Genomic DNA, 15,615 nt, shown 5'->3' with positions numbered 1-15,615 from the left:
GGTATACGGGACCGGCGGGAGCGGGATGCCGAGGCATCCGGGCCTGCTGCCGTCGAGGGGTTGCTCGACGACCGGTTCCCATCCTGGTTCCTCAACCGCACTCGAGGTCAAGCCGTCTGGATGTGCGCTGAACCACGTTCGCGAGCAGCGCCGTTGGCGCGCACGACTTCTGGTTTCCTTCGCGTCCGGCGCATGGCTGCCTCTATCCTGGGGAGAACATGAGGGGAGGGCTGCATGGCGCGGTGGCTGATCTGGTTGCGCAACAACGTCGACGGTGTCGTCGCGCTGGTGCTCGCCGTGACCGTCGGCTTGCTGGCGGTCATCGACGTAATTCCCGTCGACAACGTGAACGCGGCGATGCTGTTGGTCCTCGCGTTGCTCGCGACCACACTGCTGCGGGACCGGCACCTGTCGGCCAAGGCCATGCGCGACGCGAATTCGGTGCAGCTGCTGTCAGGTCCCGAGATCGGCCACGCACTCACCCTTTCCAGACGCGGTACCGAGCAGTGGATCTTCAAGGGCGGCACCGGAACTTACATCCGGGCGGTGACGCTGCGTGAGTGCGTGGAGAACGCGCGGCGCGAACAGCGGCCGCTGCGCATGCAGTTGGAGATCCTCGACCCGACCAACGAAGTGCTGTGCAAGACCTATGCCCAGTACCGTTCCTCGCTCTCGCCCGAGGCCGATCGCACCGGCGAACTGTGGACGACCGAGCGCACCCGCAAGGAAGCGTTTGCCACCGTGCTGGCCGCCTGCTGGTATCGACAGCGGTTCACCTTCCTGACCATCGATGTCGGCTTGTCGACGGTGATGACGACGTTCCGCTGGGACCTGTCGTCCAGTTGCGTCATTGTCACCCAGGACAATCCGAACACACCGGCGCTGATGTTCGAGCGGGACAAGCCGCATTACCGCGACTTCAACCGCGAACTGGTCGCCAGTTTCAAGCAGACCCGGCAGGTTCCGTTGAGCCGCAGCGAGGAACTCCAGCTGTCCGACGAGCCGACCGTCGACCAGGTCCGTAGCCTGTTCCAGATTCTCTCCCTGGAACTTCCGGCCGCGTTCACCGATCGCGACGTCGCCGACATCGTGCGTCGCGCGCTCCAGCCGAGGAATCCGTATTAGTGAACGAATATGCTCGCCTGCGCACGCTGATCGGCTCTGATCCCACCGGGGCCGCGGTGCGAAGGTGGGCCCGCGACGTGCTCGCGGGTGTCGTGGACGGCAGCTCCGACCTGATCGCGGTCCGACATCCGTTGGGCTTCTTGTGTTTTCCCGCTTGGCGCGGTGACGGTCTCGGCATCTGCGTGCACGTCTGGACCGAGGGGGTGCGCGCCGACTCCACCACGTCGAAGATGCACGCGCACAGCTGGGACCTGTTGAGCACGGTGCTGTACGGCACAGTCGGCAACGAGATCATCGAAATCATCAGCGCTCCAGCGCATCCCACTCATCGGCTGTTCGAGATCCAAAGCGCCGCGGACGGCGACCTGGTGCGCGCGACGCAACGACTGGTCACCTACCGGACTCGTTCCCGCGAAGACTTCCACACGGGCGAGGTATATACGTTGCCGCACGGCGCGTTCCACGTGTCCGACGTGCACGGCGAGGCGGCGACCGTCGTCCTCGGCGAGGACAACCGCGGCCGTCCCGACCTGTCGCTCGGCACCCTTGCCACCACCGATCACTGGGTGCATCGAACACTGTGCACCCCCAACGAAACCCGGCGCGCGGCGCACACCGTGCTCGCCCATCTGCAGGAGCAACCCCTGCCGAAGCAACTGGAGAACCGATGCGAGCGGGCGACGTAATGAACCAGGTACTCCCGGACACCCTCCTCGACCTGGCGGCCGGTGTCGCCGTCGCGGCCGCGGTCGAGGCGGGTCACGCGATCCGCTCGGGCCTGCTCGACGCGCTGACCGTCAGAGCCAAGGACCCGACCGGCGACGTGGTCACCGACCTGGATTTCCTGGCCGAAGACATCATCCTGCGCCACATTCGCCGCGCCTTCCCCGACCATGGCATCCTCGCCGAGGAATCCGGGGTCCTCGACAACACCGACGACGCGTGGTGCTGGGTCATCGACCCGCTCGACGGCACCAACAACATCGCCATCGGCCTGCCGGTGTGCACCGTCGGTATCGCGCTGTGCCACAACGGAACACCGGTGCTCGGCGTCGTGCACGAACCGATCGCCGACCGCACCTGGACCGCCATCCGTGGCCGCGGCGCACACGGCCCGAACGGCCCGCTGTGGCACCCGGCGCATCGTCCCGCGGCCTCCGCTCCGGTCCTCGCGTGGTTGCAGGGCTACCCGGTCACCCGCGCTGACCCCACCGCTCGCGCGCTGCGTCTCACTCTGGAGTCGGCCTCCCGCCGCCTGATTCAGCTCTGGTCGCCGCTGCTGTGTTGGGTGATGCTGAGTAACGGCGACATCGATGGCTTCGTCGGTTACCGAGCGGGGCTCATCGACCTCCCCGCGGGCGCCCTCCTCGCCCGCGAATCCGGCATGCACATAACGGATTTCGATGGCACCGCCCTCGACGAGCGCCTCGATTTGCCCGCTGGGGAAGTGGATTTCATCGCGGGCAGCTCCGAAATGATCTCCGACCTCACGCTTTTGGTGAAGTCTGCGGCGGAGGTCGTCGTCACCGGTCTACCTGGCTGATCACGGAGTCACTTCATCCGGCTCGTTTGAAGTGCTGTCGACTATCTCGCGCAACGATTCCTGCAACGTCTGAGCGATGTTCTCCGGGTCCAGGCCCAGCTTCCGCAGATGTTGGGTCGGTACCGCGTGTGGGTCGGCCAGAATGGCGAGCATCAGGTGCTCGACACCGACGTAGTCGTGTCCCTGTGCCTTGGCGATATCCGGTGCGGTGTCGAGGACGCGGACCAGCCGTGGGGTCCGGGTCAACCCGTCGTCCGGCCGTTGATCGGTGAGGTGCTGGTCGATCCGGACACGGTCGGCTTCGTCGGCGGGCACCACCAGCACGTGCTCGTCGGGTTCGCGGCCGCCGTGAAATTCCAACCCCGCCACCGTTACTCGCGCACCGGTGACCGAGTCGTACAGGATGTCGCCTGCCTCGATGTTGCCGGCGGCCAGTCTTCCGGCGACGAGCACGACGCCACGCCCGCTGATGTCGAACACATTCGTCACGGTGAAGTCGACATTGTCCATGGGAGTTCCCCCTCCGAAACTGCGTTTACCCGATGATAAGCAGTGCCGCGACAGCACCGGTAGTGCCGATCAGGGCGAGTCCGAGACCGGTCAGGACGAAGCGCAGCATCGGGACGCGAACGTTGTGCGTGCGGCAGAACTCGAGGCAGAGCAGGGTTGCCAGCGAGGCCCACGGGGTGACGATCGGACCGATATTGGTGCCGATGAGCAATGCCAGCAGCTGGTTGTGGTTTTCCGGCGGCACGACCGCCTCGCCCGCGGTGTAGGCGGGGAGATTGTTGGCGATGTTCGAGAGGGTGGCACCCGCCCCCGCCGCGCGGAAGGCTCCGGCAGCGCCGGAGTCGGACCCGATCAACGTGTGCATCAGATCGGACAGGCCGAGGCGGCCGAGGGTAGGCACCACCAAGAACAGTCCGACGACGAAGACCAGCAGCCGCCAAGGGATCAGCGAGAACCGCAGCGACGCGCGATCGAAGACGGCGAAGGCGAGCACCGCGATGGCGGCGGCGATGGTCGCGGCGATGCCGATGCGGGTGCCGACGAACGGGATCGCGAGGATGAACAGCAGGCAGGCACCCGCCGTCGTGTACAGCAGCACCCGCTCCTTCGCGTTCGCCGGACGAATCGGCTCCGGCGGGAGGTAGCGGTCCGCGTCGCGACGTCCGCGCCGCCAGTACCACAGCCAGAGACACAGCATCGTCGCCGCGAGCGAAACTAGCTGGGGCGCCCACATTTTCGCGGCGAACCCGGTCGCCGTCAGCGCGACCCGGTCGGCGGCAAGCAGATTGGTGAGGTTGGAGACCGGGAGCAGCAGGCTGGCGGTATTGGCGAGCCACACGGTGGTCATGGCCAGCGGCAGCGGCGGGATCCGCGCAGGCACGGCGAGCGCGAGCATGACGGGGGTGATCAGGACGGCCGTCGTGTCGAGGTTCAACAGGATCGTGGTGGCCGACGCGAACGCCACGCACAGCACGAACAGCGCCGGGTAGTAACCTCGCCCGAGGATGGCCAGCCGGTGCGCGATCACGTCGAACACCTTGGCCTGGCGGGTGAGCTCGGCGAGCACGATCACGCTGCCGAGGAACAGCAGCAGCGGGCCGATCCTGCGCATGTTGTCGGCGGCCTCGTCCCGCGGCAGCAGCCCGGTGAGCACGCACAACAGTCCGGCGAGCAACAGCCCGATCCGGACCCAGTCCAGCACGCTCAAGCCCCAACGGGGGCGTTTGTCCGCCGCCGTGGCGCTCGACGGAGAGTTCCGCTCGGGGGAGTCGACCTGTTCGGGCACGACTGCCATGCTATTGGCCTAGGCCATACTGGGTGCGTGACACAGCAGGGCGGGCGGGCGCGGGACTTCTTCATCAGTTACTCCCCAGCGGATGAGCGGTGGGCCACCTGGCTCGCCTGGCAGCTGGAAAGTTACGGTTATCGCACCCTGATCCAGGCCTGGGATTTCGTGCCGGGCACCAACTTCATCGACTTCATGGATCGCGGCGTGCGCGATTCGACCGTCGTGCTCGCGGTGCTCTCCGACAACTACCTCGAATCGCGTTACGGGACAATGGAATGGCAGGCCGCCTTCCGCACCGACCCCGGCAAGCTGCTGCCGATCCGCGTCGCCGACTGCGCGCTGGAGGGCCTGCTCGCCACCCTCACCTACATCGACCTGGTGAACGTGCCGACCGACGAGGAGGCGCGGCGGATCCTGATGGAGCGGGTGCGGCACCTGCTCGCGGGCCGGGGGAAACCGCAGTCCGAACCACGATTCCCGAACGAAATCGGGACCGGCGCGCTACCGGACCGCTACGCCGACGAGGACGCGGGTCCCGTCGAGTCCCCGCTGAACAGGCGCACTCCCGTTGCGGCCCCGGCCTTTCCGGGTGGCACGCACCGCGACGAGCACCGCTCCGGCGTCAGCGTGCTGCACGTGGCGGGCCCCCGCTTCGGCCGCGGACTGTTCGCGCAGGATGAGCCGAGCACCGCTCGCGAACTACAGTCGCGCATCTACGCGAATGTGACCCAGCTGGTCGACCAGGGCGTGCCGAAACCCGACATGATCGTGGTGACCGGCGATCTCACCGAATCCGGCCGCCCACGCGAGGTCGACGAGGCGCTCACCTTCCTGACCGGACTGCGGGTGCTGCTCGGACTCGAACCGGACCGGCTGATCGTGGTCCCCGGCAACCACGATGTCTCCAAGGTCGCGTGTCACGCCTACTTCCTGAATTGTGAAGCGCGCGAACGTAAACCGCAGCCGCCGTACTTCCCGAAGCTCGAGCAGTACGCGCGGCTGTTCGCCGAGCTGTATCAAGGCCTCGACCATCTGGTGTTCGACGTCGGTCAACCGTGGACGTTGTTCCCGATCCCCGAATTGCGGGTGGTGGTAGCGGGTTTGAACTCGACCATGGCCGCGACCCACCTGCCCGACGACGACTACGGCCGGATCGGCGAACCGCAGGCTGCCTGGTTCGCCGAGCGCCTGCGACCGTTCGAGGAGAACGGCTGGCTGCGGTTGGGCGTGGTCCGGCACGATCCGCTGCCCGGACCGGCCGCCTCGCCGCGCGATCCTGCCCTGCTGCGCGACGCGGACACACTGTCCCGGCTGCTCGGTGGCCGACTGAACCTGCTGCTGCACGGCCCGGGACCCGGTGGGCCGCACCTGGATCGGCTGGACGGCAGGCTGCCCGTCATCCCCGCCGGGGCGGCGGGCCGCGACGAGATCATCCACCTGACCACCGAGGGCCTCGCCCGATACTCGGCCACCGCAGCACATTCCGCGGATCCCACGGCGCGCCTGGAATCGCCGTGGGCCAATGCTGTTGCGGCACTTGCCTCGAACACGCTGCCGGAGCTCACCGGCCCCGACGAACCCGCCACCGAAGCCCCGGCCATCGTCGATCCGCACGGCAGGCTGCTGGAGCGGGTGGCCGAGGTGTGCGAAACGCGCTACCCGGAGGCCAGGATTCGCCGCGTCGAGACCGACCCGCCGCATCTGTTCATCACCCATCAGCGCGACGACGTCACCGCGCAGTGGCGGGTCGGCGTGCACGTCGGCGACATGACCAGGCAGGTGGTCGAGGAATTCCTCGGCAACGACCCGGAATACGGCTCCGAACTGGTGTATCGCGGTGCGCCGCCGCCGCGTTCGCTGCGCGACGAGGCCGCGAGTCACGGCCTGCGGGTGCGCAGCTTCACCGAATTCCAGGGCCTGCTGGATCTGGAGGACTATCTCGCCCAGCAGGTGGACCGACTGCGCACCGATCGCCGCTATCCGCCGGATCTCTATGTGCCGCAACGTTTCCGGGCGCTCGAACACGGCGATCAACTGGTGCACGACGATCTCGTCGCCGAACTGCTGCGCCTGGTCGCCGCCGATCACGGCCGATTCGTGCTGGTACTCGGCGATTTCGGGCGAGGCAAGACCTTCGCGCTGCACGAATTGGCCCGCCGCATCACCGAAACCATGCCCGTGCTGATCCCGATCCTCATCGACCTGCGCACCCTGGACAAGACACACTCGGTGGACGCCCTGGTCGCCGCGCACCTGGCCAATCACGGCGAGGACCGGATCGACCTGAAAGCGTTGCGCTACATGCTCCGCGAGGGCCGCGTGGTGCTGCTGTTCGACGGCTTCGACGAACTCGTCACCCGGATCAGCTACGAGTTCGCCGCCGACCATCTGGAGACCCTGCTGCAGGCCGCCGTCGGCAAGGCGAAGATCGTGGTGGCCAGCCGCACTCAGCATTTCGAGTCACGCGCCCAGGTGCTGACCGCGCTGGGGGAGCGGGTCGGGCTGCTCCAGGACCGGCAGATCCTCAATATCGAGGACTTCGCGCCCGCGCAGGTGCACGCCTTCCTCACCAACCGCTACGGCGGCGACGTGCAGCGCGCGGACGCCAGGATGCGGCTGATCACCGGCATCGAGGATCTGCTCGGCCTGGCCCAGAATCCGCGCATGCTCAGCTTCATCGCCGATCTGGACGAGCGGCGGCTGCGGGCCGCGGCGGGCGCGCAACAGGCCGTCGGCGCGGCCGGACTGTATCGGGAGATCCTCGAATCCTGGCTGTCCTACGAGACGGACCGCACTGCCGCGACCGCGGGCTCGCTGCCCGGCCTCGGGTTGCACGAATTGTGGCTCGCCGTCACCGAATTCGCGTTGCGCATCTGGGAGACCGGCGAGCCGTATCTGCGGTTGGCCGAATTGACCGAGGTGGCACAGAGTCTCGTGGAGATGACCGGCGCCAACCGGATGTCGGTGCAGCAGTCCGCGCACGCCATCGGTTCCGGCAGCCTGTTGGTGCGGACCGAGGACAACCTGTTCGGGTTCATCCACTCGTCGGTGCCGGAATGGCTTGTCGCGAACCACATTGCCGAGCAGTTCGCCGCCGGTGTGGCTGCACCGCCGCAACTCGGGCACACCCAGCTGTCCCAGCTCTCCATCGACTTCCTGTGCGATCTCGCCGATATCCGAATGGCGCGCACCTGGGCTGACGGCGTGCTGGACGACCCGGCCGCCGATGAGGTGTCCCGTACCAACGCGATTCGGCTGACCACCCGCCTGCGCACCGCGCCGACCGCCGACCTGCGCGGCGTGATCCTGGTGGGCGAGGACCTCTCGTATCGCGACATGCAGCAGGTCGACCTGACCGGCGCGGATCTGTCCGGAGCTCGACTGGTCGGCGTGAACCTGGATCGGGCAATACTGCGCGGAGCTCGGCTGGTCGGTGCCCGCCTGGACGAGGCGAGCCTGGTCGGCGCGGACCTGACCGACGCCGATTTCACCAGGGCACGGCTGGCCCGCACGGATCTGACCGGTTCGCGCGGTACCGGCAGCCGTTGGGACCGGGCGGCACTGCTCGACGTCATCGGCACTCCGACGGGCACCGATCTACATGGCGCGGCCTGGGTGCCCGGCTCCGTGGCCAGGACCGAATTCGCCCCTGCCTCAATCGGAGTCAGGCACGGGTTCCACGCCCGGCACGGCAGGCTCCCACAGCCGCTGGCCTACAGCCCGGACGGCGGCACCCTCGCCATCGGCAGCGACGACGGCGGTGTGCTGATCTGCGACACCGAGACCGGCCTGCCATTACGCACGCTGCAAGGGCATCGCAACCGCTCGTTCGCGGTCGCCTACACCGACACCGTGCTGATCAGCGGGTCCAGCGACGGCACCGTCGGCATCTGGGACGTGACCACCGGCGAGCTGCGCCGAATCCTGCACGGGCACAGCCAATGGCCGTGGCCCGTCATGCTGAACCGCACGGGTGAGCTGCTGGCCACCGGCGACGCCGAGGGGGTGCTGCGGCTGTGGTCGCTGCCGAGCGGCGACCTGCTGCACGAGTGTGTGCCCGCGGACGGTGGCCGAGAGTTGATCTTCAGCTTGGCCTTTCACGACGGCGTGATCGCGGCGGCGTACCGCAACGGGGTGGTTCGGCTGTGGGATGTCGAAACCGGGCGCGAGCGTGGCGAATTCGTCGGCGCGACGGGATCGGTGTTCCGGATCGCGTTCAATCCGGCGGGTGACCTGCTCGCGGTCGGCGATGTCCGCGGCATGGTGGCGCTGTGGGATCCGGTGCGGTGCGAGTTGATTCGGCAACTGCCCGGCCACACCGGGCGGGTGTACACGCTGGCCTTCCATCCCCGGTTGCCGCTGCTGGCCAGCGGGGATACCGATGGGGGACTGCGCATCTGGGATGTCGAGACCGGTCAGTCGAAGCACGCGCCGTCCGATCACAGCTCGGCCCTCTACTGGGTGGCCTTCGATCCGAGTGGCGATCTGCTCGCCTCCGGTGACAGCGCGGGCCTGCTCTGCCTGCGCGACAGCGCGACCGCCGAACTGCGGCACCGGATCACCGCGCACACCGGTTCGATCTGGCCGTTCGCCTTCCGGCCCGACGGCGGGCAACTCGCCGTCACCGACGACCAATTCACCACGCGGCTATGGGATCCCGCGACGGGGGCGTGCAGGCACGTGCTCACCGGGCACGGCCGACAGGTCAGGTCGGTGACCTTCAACGCTGACGGCACGCTGTTGGCGGCCGGTGGCAACGACGGGGTGGTGCGGCTCTGGGATCCGGTGACGGTCAAGCAGATCCGGCGTCTGGCCGGCAGCGAGGATCGCCTAGTAACCTTCGAATCCGCGCTGTTCAGCCGGAAGCAGCCGCAACAGCTCGCTGTTGTTGGCAACGACGGCAGGCTGAGCCTGCTCAACCTCGACACCGGACTGTTCCAGCGGCACATCAATGTCGAGGCCGCGCCCGTCTGGGCGATCGCCTTCGACCCCACCGATCAGTACGTGGCCACCGCGAACGACGATGACACGGTGATCATCTGGTCGCGGACCACCGGCGCGCTGCACATGGTGTGCGCGGAACATCACGGGCGGGTGCGGTCCATCGCGTTCAACGCCGACGGCACCCTGATGGCCACCGGCTGTGACGATTCCGTGGTGCGGCTGTGGGACGTCGAATCCGGCAGGCTGCTGCGTGAGCTGGCCGGCCACTCGGATCGGGTGTACGGGGTGGTCTTTCATGGCGAGCGGCTCGCCAGCGTCTCCTGGGACATGACGGTGCGCATCTGGGACGTCGAGTCCGGCGTCAGCCTGCACGAGCTGACCCGGCACACCGGACGGCTGTGGGCGGCTGCAGTCGACGCGCACAGCGGGATCTTGGCCACCGGAGGCGAGGATCTGGTGGTTCGCCTGTGGGACATGGCAACCGGTCGTCATCTGCACACCATGGAGGGGCACAAGCGGCAGGTGTGGTCGCTGGCCTTCCACCCGTCCGGGCGGCTGCTGGCCAGCGGTGGTGATGACGGCAACACGATCCTGTGGACCGTGCCCGGCGGCGATTACCCGGATGTGGAGACCGCGCCGACGATTCGCGCGGAGCTGCTCGGACTGCCGGAGGGGTGGGCGGCTCTCGCGCCCGACGGACGGTACAAGTTCGAAGGCAATACGGCGGGCCAGTTCTGGCATGTGATCGGCATGTCGCGGTTCGAATCCGGGGAGCTGGACCCGTATTTGGCGGAGGTCGGGCAGCTGCCGTTGGATGCGCCCTTCTAGAAGGCGCCCCGAGCGAGGTTGTCTCCGGCGCCGCGGAGGAACGGATTGCTGTCGCGCAGTGCCTTTTCGATGATCGTCTGGATATCGGACTCGTCGTAATCGCCGGGCAGTTCGAGGCCGAGGACCTCGAACAAGGTGCCCACTTCCGTGGGCGTCGGTTCCTGATCGAGGGGGACGCGGGGCGCTCGTTCGATCGGCACGCGCCGGGATTCGTTGAAGCTGGTCTGCAACTCGGTCCGCCACGAGTCGTAATACGGTTGGCCGCGCTGCACGATCAGCGCAGGGAAGCGCGGTCCGCGTTGGGTGACGATCAGATAGCGTGAGGACATGTCCCAGCGGAACATGGAAATGCTGGAGGTCAGCGCGATTTCGATATCGAGGAACTGGCGCAGTCGCTGTTTGTACCAGCAGACCGCGAGAATCGTTGCGTACAGCTCGATTTGGGTGCCCTTGCCGGTCCAGGTGAGCGCGTCGTCGTTCTCGCCCTCGGCCAGGGTTCGGTAGAGCGCCGCATATCGTTGGCAGACATCGAGATCCGTGGGATCGAGGATCTCGATGCGGGCGTGGAAGTCCCGGCCCTCGTGGTGGGCCTGTTTGAGGCAGTCGGGGAGGGTGACCACTCGAGTGTGCGCGCCGGTGCCGCCCTTGAAGGTCCAGCGTTCAGTGCCTGCCCGCGCCTTCGTCAGTGCCTCCGAGACCTCGGCGCCGACCGCGAAACGGACCGCCGCCAGATCATCGAGGGTCCGCTGGGTCCGTTCCAGTACGCCGTCGACCGGTGCCAGGCTGGCGACTCGCTCATGCAGCTCGCGCAAAGTGCCCGCGATGTCGGTGATGGTCTGCTGGATTTGGGCGTTCACCGACTCCTGCCGCCACCGGTCGCGCAGCACGGCGTACGCAACGACGCCGAGGGTGAGCGGAATGACTTTGCTGACCAGTTCGGTGGGAATCACGTCGATGAGACCCAGGACGCTCATGGTCACCGCGAGTGCCACGGCGACGACGCTCTCCGCGTTGGACTTGACCCACTCGAGGTTGGCTCGCAGCTGCGCTGAGAAACGCCCCATCTGCGCTCACTTTCCACCCCACGGGCCCAGCCGAACGGTCGCAGGGTAGCTGTCGCGAAGTGGCCGTGCCTGGCGATTCGTGCCGACACGGTCGGATCCTGTTCGCCGATCCAAGCCGTCAGAGATACTGAGAGAGAGATAGTGTCGTTGGTGCACCGTTGCCGTAGTGAGGAGATCGAGCATGGGCCAGACGAAGGGATCGGGAGCAGCCGAACTGGCGGCGCTCCGAGCCGGTCGCTGCACAACTGAGCAGGCGTTGGCGTTGTACGACAGCCTGCCCGCGGTGCCGTCCGCGGAGATCACCACCGGGCGCTGGCAGGGCGATGAGCTCGACACCGGGCACCAATTGGCCGGTGTGCTGGTCGCGTCAGGGTGGTACGGCAAGCAGTTCGATGACGCGGACACCGTGCATCCGTTGCTGTTCGCCGTCGATGGTGTCGTCTTTCCCGTTGATCCGCGTCGAGTGCCGCTCGGTCTGGCGGGGCGCATTCCGATGGCGGGTGTGCGGGCCAGTAAGAAGGCGCTCGGCTACCTGCGGTTCGCGTTCCGAACCCACAGGCCGACAGCGCGTTTGCGGAATGTGGAGTATCGCGGCGTGGTCAGTGCCGCGATGATCTATGACCATCTGCCGATCATCGATCACTTCCGGCGGGTCGATGAGCGGACGCTGCTCGGCGTGATGGACATGCGTGGGATGACCGAGCCGTACTTCTTCATTCTGACGCAGGACACTGCGTCCTGATCGGTGGCATTTCGCTCGTAGCGGGGACTTGAGCCATCCCGGGTTCCGGCCCGGGACAACCGATCTCGGCCCGGTGTGCGGTCGGCAGGCGTAGAATTCAACAGGTGAGGAATTCTTAGTACTGGCGATACCTGCGGTGACCGAGGAGGGAAAGTCGATGGAACAGACGACATGCCTGGTAGTTGGGGGAGGCCCCGCCGGAATGATCCTCGGACTACTGCTGGCCCGGGCCGGCGTCGACGTGACCGTCCTGGAGAAACACAAGGACTTCCTGCGCGACTTCCGCGGCGACACCGTGCATCCCACCACCCTCGACCTCCCTCGACGAGCTCGGCCTCGGTGCGGAATTCGCGAAACTGCCTGCGCGCAAGCTGGAACAGGTACAGCTGGCAACCGCCAACGGGCTGCAGACCTTCGCCTCGTTGAAGGACCTGCCAGGCAAGCACAAGTACATCGCCATGGTGCCGCAATGGGACCTGCTCGATCTGCTCGCGCGCGCCGCCGAGCAGGAGCCCGGCTTCCACCTGCGGATGAATACCGAAGCGACCGAACTGATTTGGTCCGGTGGCGAGGTGACCGGCGTCAGTTATCGAACGGCCGACGGCAGCACCGGCGACATCCGCGCCGACCTGACCGTGGCCTGCGATGGGCGTGGTTCGGTGCTGCGGGCCGCCGCGGGCCTGGCGTCACGGAGCTGGCCGACACCGATGGATGTGTGGTGGTTCCGCTTGCCGCGCAACGAGATCGACCCCGCGGGCGCTGTCCCGGTCGTCACTCCGCACCGGGCCGCGGTGCTCCTCGATCGTGGCGACTACTGACAATGCGCCACTCTGATCGCCAAGGGCACCGACGAGGCGACACGGCGCGGTCCGGTCGACGACATCATGCGCACCATGTCCGACTCGGTGCCCTGGCTGAAGGACCGCGTCGACGCCCTCACCAGTTGGGACGAGGTCAAGCTCCTTGACGTCCAACTCGACCGCCTGAACACCTGGTACACCGGCGGGCTGCTGTGCATCGGCGACGCCGCACACGCCATGTCCCCGGTCGGTGGGGTCGGCATCAACCTCGCTGTGCAAGACGCCGTCGCCGCGGCGAGAATCCTTGCCGCCCCGTTACTTTCGAAGACCGTAACTGTCCGCGACCTGGCTCGTGTTCAACGCCGCCGCGCCCTCCCGACCGCGGTAACCCAAGGCATGCAACGGTTTCTGCACGCCCGAGTGATCCGCCCGGCCCTCGACGGCGGCATCGACATCGCCGGTTCGCCGCAGGCGCCCCTCCCCGTCCGTATCGTTCGCCGAATCCCCATCGTCCGCAGCATCCCGCCGTTCCTGGTAGCCCGCGGCATCCTCCCCGAACACGCCCCCGCCTTCGCCCGCCGCAGTAACCCCAACTGACCTGCCGCGCACGGATTCTCCGCCTGCGCACGAAACAGTTGGCAATTTCGTGCGCACCCTGCGAATCAATGCGCGGCGCCACATTGGGCCAGCTGGTCGTTGCTGCGCAGCTGGATTCGATCGCCTGGGGTAGCACTCACCTGTGCTGGTTGCCGCGCACGTCTTGTCTTGCCGCGTACGAAACAGTCGGCAGATTCGTGCGCGGCGGGAGAATCGGTGCGCGGCACGACGCTGGGCCGGGCTAGTCGCTGACCTACGCGGTGTTGTGAGCGGCCCCGCTGCGGCAGCGGGCGGAGGATCTGCCGCGCACAGGCTGCTCTCGTGCGCACGAGCTTGGCGGCGATTTCGTGCGCGGCCCGACGATCGATGCGCGGCACCGTGCGGGCGTTCGGTGCGGCCCGACCCGGCGATGTTGGCGTGCCGCGTACGTGTTGTCGTGGCGCGCGCGAATCAGCTAGCGATGTCGTGCGCGCGACGAGAATCGGTGCGCGGCAGGGTGTCCGCAGTGGCGTGGTGCGGCTATGCGGAGTGGTCGGGGCGGAGGATGAACTTGCCCAGTGGTGCGCGCTCTTCGATGAGCCGGTGGGCGTGGGCGGCTTGGTCCAGCGGGAGGACTGCTTCGACCAGTGGGTTCAACCCTCCGGCGGCGGCGCGCTCGAGGGCTGCGGTGCGGGCGTCGGCGACTCGGGCCAGCCAGTCGGGGCCTGCGCAGCCGGTGAGGGTGAGGCCGCGGGTGATCAGGTCGGTGGCGGTCAGTTGGGCGGGGGCGCCGGAAAGCCAGCCGTAGCTGAGCATTCGGCCCTGTACGGGTGTCATGGTGTCGAGGAGGTCCAGGGCGGTGGTGCCGCCGATGGAGTCGAAGACTACGTCGAGGGTTGTGCCGCTGAGGGTTTCGCGTAGCCGGGTGGGCCATTCGGGGTCGTTGTGGTCGATCACCACGTCGGCGCCGAGCTTGCGGGCCTGTTCGGCCTTTGCGGGGCCGCCCACGGTGGCGATGACGCGGGCCGCGCCGTACTCCTTGGCGAGTTGGGTGAGGTAGCCGCCGATACCTGTTGCGGCGGCCTCGATCAGCACTGTTTCGGTGCCGGTGAGTCGTGCCGTTTCCAGCAGGGGGAGTGCCACCGAACCGCTCATCAGGACGGCGGCCGCGTCGGTCGCGGACAGGCCGTCCGGGATCGGGTTTACCGAATCGGCTGGTGCGCTGACGAATTCGGCGTAGGAGCCGAAACCCATGGTGGCCACGGTGACTCGGCGGCCGATCAGTGCGGGATCCGCGTCGGCACCCACCTCGGACACCACACCCGCGGCCTGGAAACCGAAGACCAGGGGCGGCTCGACGCCGAGCGGGAACTCGCCGGAGCGCAGCTTGGTCTCCGGGAACAGGACCGGGATCGCTTCGGCGCGGATCATGACGTCACCGGGGCCGATCTGCGGCGCCGGGACCTCCTGGAGGACCAGTACCTCGGGCCCGCCGGTCCCCGTCATTACGATTGCCTTCATCATGAACTCCATAAGTTGACTGCCGGTCCAGTTGCCTCCGCAACGATATGGACCGGCGGTCAAGTTGTCAACGAAAGCGGGTGTGATGACCGACGGGCGTCCGAAGGAACGAGCCGATGCCGTGCGCAACCGGCGCGCGATTCTCGACGCGACGACCGCGCTGCTCGCCGAACACGGAGCCGAGGCGATCACCATGGACCGGGTCGCCGCCGCAGCGGGGGTCGGGAAGGGCACCATCTTTCACCGCTTCGGCAATCGCGCCGGGCTGCTGCACGAGATGGTCGCCGAGAGCGCGCTCGCGCTGATGGACGCAGTCACCAGCGGGCCGCCACCGCTGGGCCCCGGTGCGCCGGCCGGTGCGCGGCTGCTGGCCTATTTCGATGCGATGACACGGTTGGTGATCGCGAACTCGGAGCTCATGGTCGCGTATCGCACGGAACCGCCGCATCCGCGCACCGGGGAGATCCACGCGTTCTGGGACAACCACATCACCGCGCTACTGCGGGAAGCGCGGCCCGATCTCGACGCCGAGGTGGTAGGCAGGCTGCTGCTTGCTCCGATCGGCACCGAACTGGTGCAAGGGATGGTGCGTTCCGGCGAGACCGATCGACTGCTCGACGCGGTTCGCGAACTGGTCGAATCGGTGCTGCGCACGCCCTGAAACCTCTTGTGTC

General features: G+C 67.4%; 12 protein-coding genes and 1 pseudogene. 9 read left to right on the top strand and 4 right to left on the bottom strand.

Annotated features, from left to right (window positions below; genetic code table 11):
* The first annotated feature begins 234 nt into the window (after positions 1 to 234).
* From ACQPW1_RS33540 to ACQPW1_RS33530, 3 genes are read left to right on the top strand one after another with little or no spacing between them, the layout of a single operon-like run.
* Positions 235 to 1,125: a hypothetical protein gene (locus ACQPW1_RS33540; protein ID WP_433655981.1), complete on the top strand. Its 891-nt coding sequence runs from the start codon at positions 235 to 237 to the stop codon at positions 1,123 to 1,125.
* Positions 1,125 to 1,811 (top strand): hypothetical protein, encoded by a 687-nt coding sequence (locus ACQPW1_RS33535; RefSeq protein WP_433655979.1) that lies wholly within the window; start codon positions 1,125 to 1,127, stop codon positions 1,809 to 1,811. The genes ACQPW1_RS33540 and ACQPW1_RS33535 overlap by 1 nt, the downstream gene beginning before the upstream one ends.
* Positions 1,811 to 2,668, top strand: a complete 858-nt coding sequence (locus ACQPW1_RS33530) for an inositol monophosphatase family protein (RefSeq protein ID WP_433655977.1) — start codon at positions 1,811 to 1,813, stop codon at positions 2,666 to 2,668. The genes ACQPW1_RS33535 and ACQPW1_RS33530 overlap by 1 nt, the downstream gene beginning before the upstream one ends.
* Here ACQPW1_RS33530 and ACQPW1_RS33525 read toward each other — a convergent pair whose 3' ends face one another.
* Both ACQPW1_RS33525 and ACQPW1_RS33520 read right to left on the bottom strand, forming a co-directional pair.
* Positions 2,669 to 3,178 carry a Clp protease N-terminal domain-containing protein gene (locus ACQPW1_RS33525; protein ID WP_433655975.1) on the bottom strand — a complete coding sequence of 170 codons (510 nt, stop codon included), beginning with the start codon at positions 3,176 to 3,178 and terminating at the stop codon, positions 2,669 to 2,671.
* 25 nt (positions 3,179 to 3,203) lie between these two features.
* Entirely contained in the window at positions 3,204 to 4,472 is a 1,269-nt protein-coding gene (locus ACQPW1_RS33520) for an SLC13 family permease (RefSeq protein ID WP_433655973.1), read from the bottom strand.
* Positions 4,473 to 4,499: 27 nt separating this feature from the next.
* Here ACQPW1_RS33520 and ACQPW1_RS33515 point away from each other — a divergent pair, with 27 nt between their 5' ends.
* Positions 4,500 to 10,238, top strand: coding sequence for a TIR domain-containing protein (locus tag ACQPW1_RS33515; protein WP_433655972.1), 5,739 nt, complete (start codon positions 4,500 to 4,502; stop codon positions 10,236 to 10,238).
* Here ACQPW1_RS33515 and ACQPW1_RS33510 read toward each other — a convergent pair.
* Positions 10,235 to 11,302, bottom strand: a complete 1,068-nt coding sequence (locus ACQPW1_RS33510) for a hypothetical protein (protein ID WP_433655970.1) — start codon at positions 11,300 to 11,302, stop codon at positions 10,235 to 10,237. The genes ACQPW1_RS33515 and ACQPW1_RS33510 overlap by 4 nt on opposite strands.
* A gap of 181 nt (positions 11,303 to 11,483) precedes the next feature.
* On the opposite strand from ACQPW1_RS33510, the gene ACQPW1_RS33505 reads away from it, so the two are divergent.
* The 4 genes and pseudogenes from ACQPW1_RS33505 to ACQPW1_RS33490 all read left to right on the top strand — a co-directional run bounded on the left by ACQPW1_RS33505 (position 11,484) and on the right by ACQPW1_RS33490 (position 13,441).
* Positions 11,484 to 12,044, top strand: coding sequence for a DUF4334 domain-containing protein (locus ACQPW1_RS33505; protein WP_433655968.1), 561 nt, complete (start codon positions 11,484 to 11,486; stop codon positions 12,042 to 12,044).
* Between the two features lie 157 nt (positions 12,045 to 12,201).
* Positions 12,202 to 12,420, top strand: a pseudogene (locus ACQPW1_RS33500) (FAD-dependent monooxygenase); the annotation flags it as partial.
* Positions 12,421 to 12,466: 46 nt separating this feature from the next.
* Positions 12,467 to 12,862, top strand: a complete 396-nt coding sequence (locus ACQPW1_RS33495) for an FAD-dependent monooxygenase (RefSeq protein WP_433655966.1) — start codon at positions 12,467 to 12,469, stop codon at positions 12,860 to 12,862.
* A gap of 75 nt (positions 12,863 to 12,937) precedes the next feature.
* Complete coding sequence (locus ACQPW1_RS33490; RefSeq protein WP_433655964.1) at positions 12,938 to 13,441, top strand: FAD-dependent monooxygenase; 504 nt, start codon at positions 12,938 to 12,940, stop codon at positions 13,439 to 13,441.
* Positions 13,442 to 13,960: 519 nt separating this feature from the next.
* Here ACQPW1_RS33490 and ACQPW1_RS33485 read toward each other — a convergent pair.
* On the bottom strand, positions 13,961 to 14,941 hold the full coding sequence (locus ACQPW1_RS33485) for a quinone oxidoreductase family protein (protein WP_433655962.1): 981 nt from the start codon (positions 14,939 to 14,941) through the stop codon (positions 13,961 to 13,963).
* Positions 14,942 to 15,026: 85 nt separating this feature from the next.
* Here ACQPW1_RS33485 and ACQPW1_RS33480 point away from each other — a divergent pair, with 85 nt between their 5' ends.
* On the top strand, positions 15,027 to 15,602 hold the full coding sequence (locus tag ACQPW1_RS33480; RefSeq protein WP_433655960.1) for a TetR/AcrR family transcriptional regulator: 576 nt from the start codon (positions 15,027 to 15,029) through the stop codon (positions 15,600 to 15,602).
* The last annotated feature ends 13 nt before the right edge of the window (positions 15,603 to 15,615 follow it).

The organism is Nocardia sp. CA-128927, assembly GCF_050955855.1.
In the GTDB taxonomy this organism is placed as follows: Bacteria; Actinomycetota; Actinomycetes; order Mycobacteriales; family Mycobacteriaceae; genus Nocardia.
This window is presented reverse-complemented; position numbering and strand designations above follow the sequence as displayed.

Coding starts and splice junctions, on each gene's coding strand:
- ACQPW1_RS33540 (WP_433655981.1), top strand. CDS start 235: ATGGCGCGGTGGCTGATCTGGTTGCGCAACAACGTCGACGGTGTCGTC.
- ACQPW1_RS33530 (WP_433655977.1), top strand. CDS start 1,811: ATGAACCAGGTACTCCCGGACACCCTCCTCGACCTGGCGGCCGGTGTC.
- ACQPW1_RS33525 (WP_433655975.1), bottom strand. CDS start 3,178: ATGGACAATGTCGACTTCACCGTGACGAATGTGTTCGACATCAGCGGG.
- ACQPW1_RS33520 (WP_433655973.1), bottom strand. CDS start 4,472: ATGGCAGTCGTGCCCGAACAGGTCGACTCCCCCGAGCGGAACTCTCCG.
- ACQPW1_RS33510 (WP_433655970.1), bottom strand. CDS start 11,302: ATGGGGCGTTTCTCAGCGCAGCTGCGAGCCAACCTCGAGTGGGTCAAG.
- ACQPW1_RS33505 (WP_433655968.1), top strand. CDS start 11,484: ATGGGCCAGACGAAGGGATCGGGAGCAGCCGAACTGGCGGCGCTCCGA.
- ACQPW1_RS33490 (WP_433655964.1), top strand. CDS start 12,938: ATGTCCGACTCGGTGCCCTGGCTGAAGGACCGCGTCGACGCCCTCACC.
- ACQPW1_RS33485 (WP_433655962.1), bottom strand. CDS start 14,941: ATGAAGGCAATCGTAATGACGGGGACCGGCGGGCCCGAGGTACTGGTC.
- ACQPW1_RS33480 (WP_433655960.1), top strand. CDS start 15,027: ATGACCGACGGGCGTCCGAAGGAACGAGCCGATGCCGTGCGCAACCGG.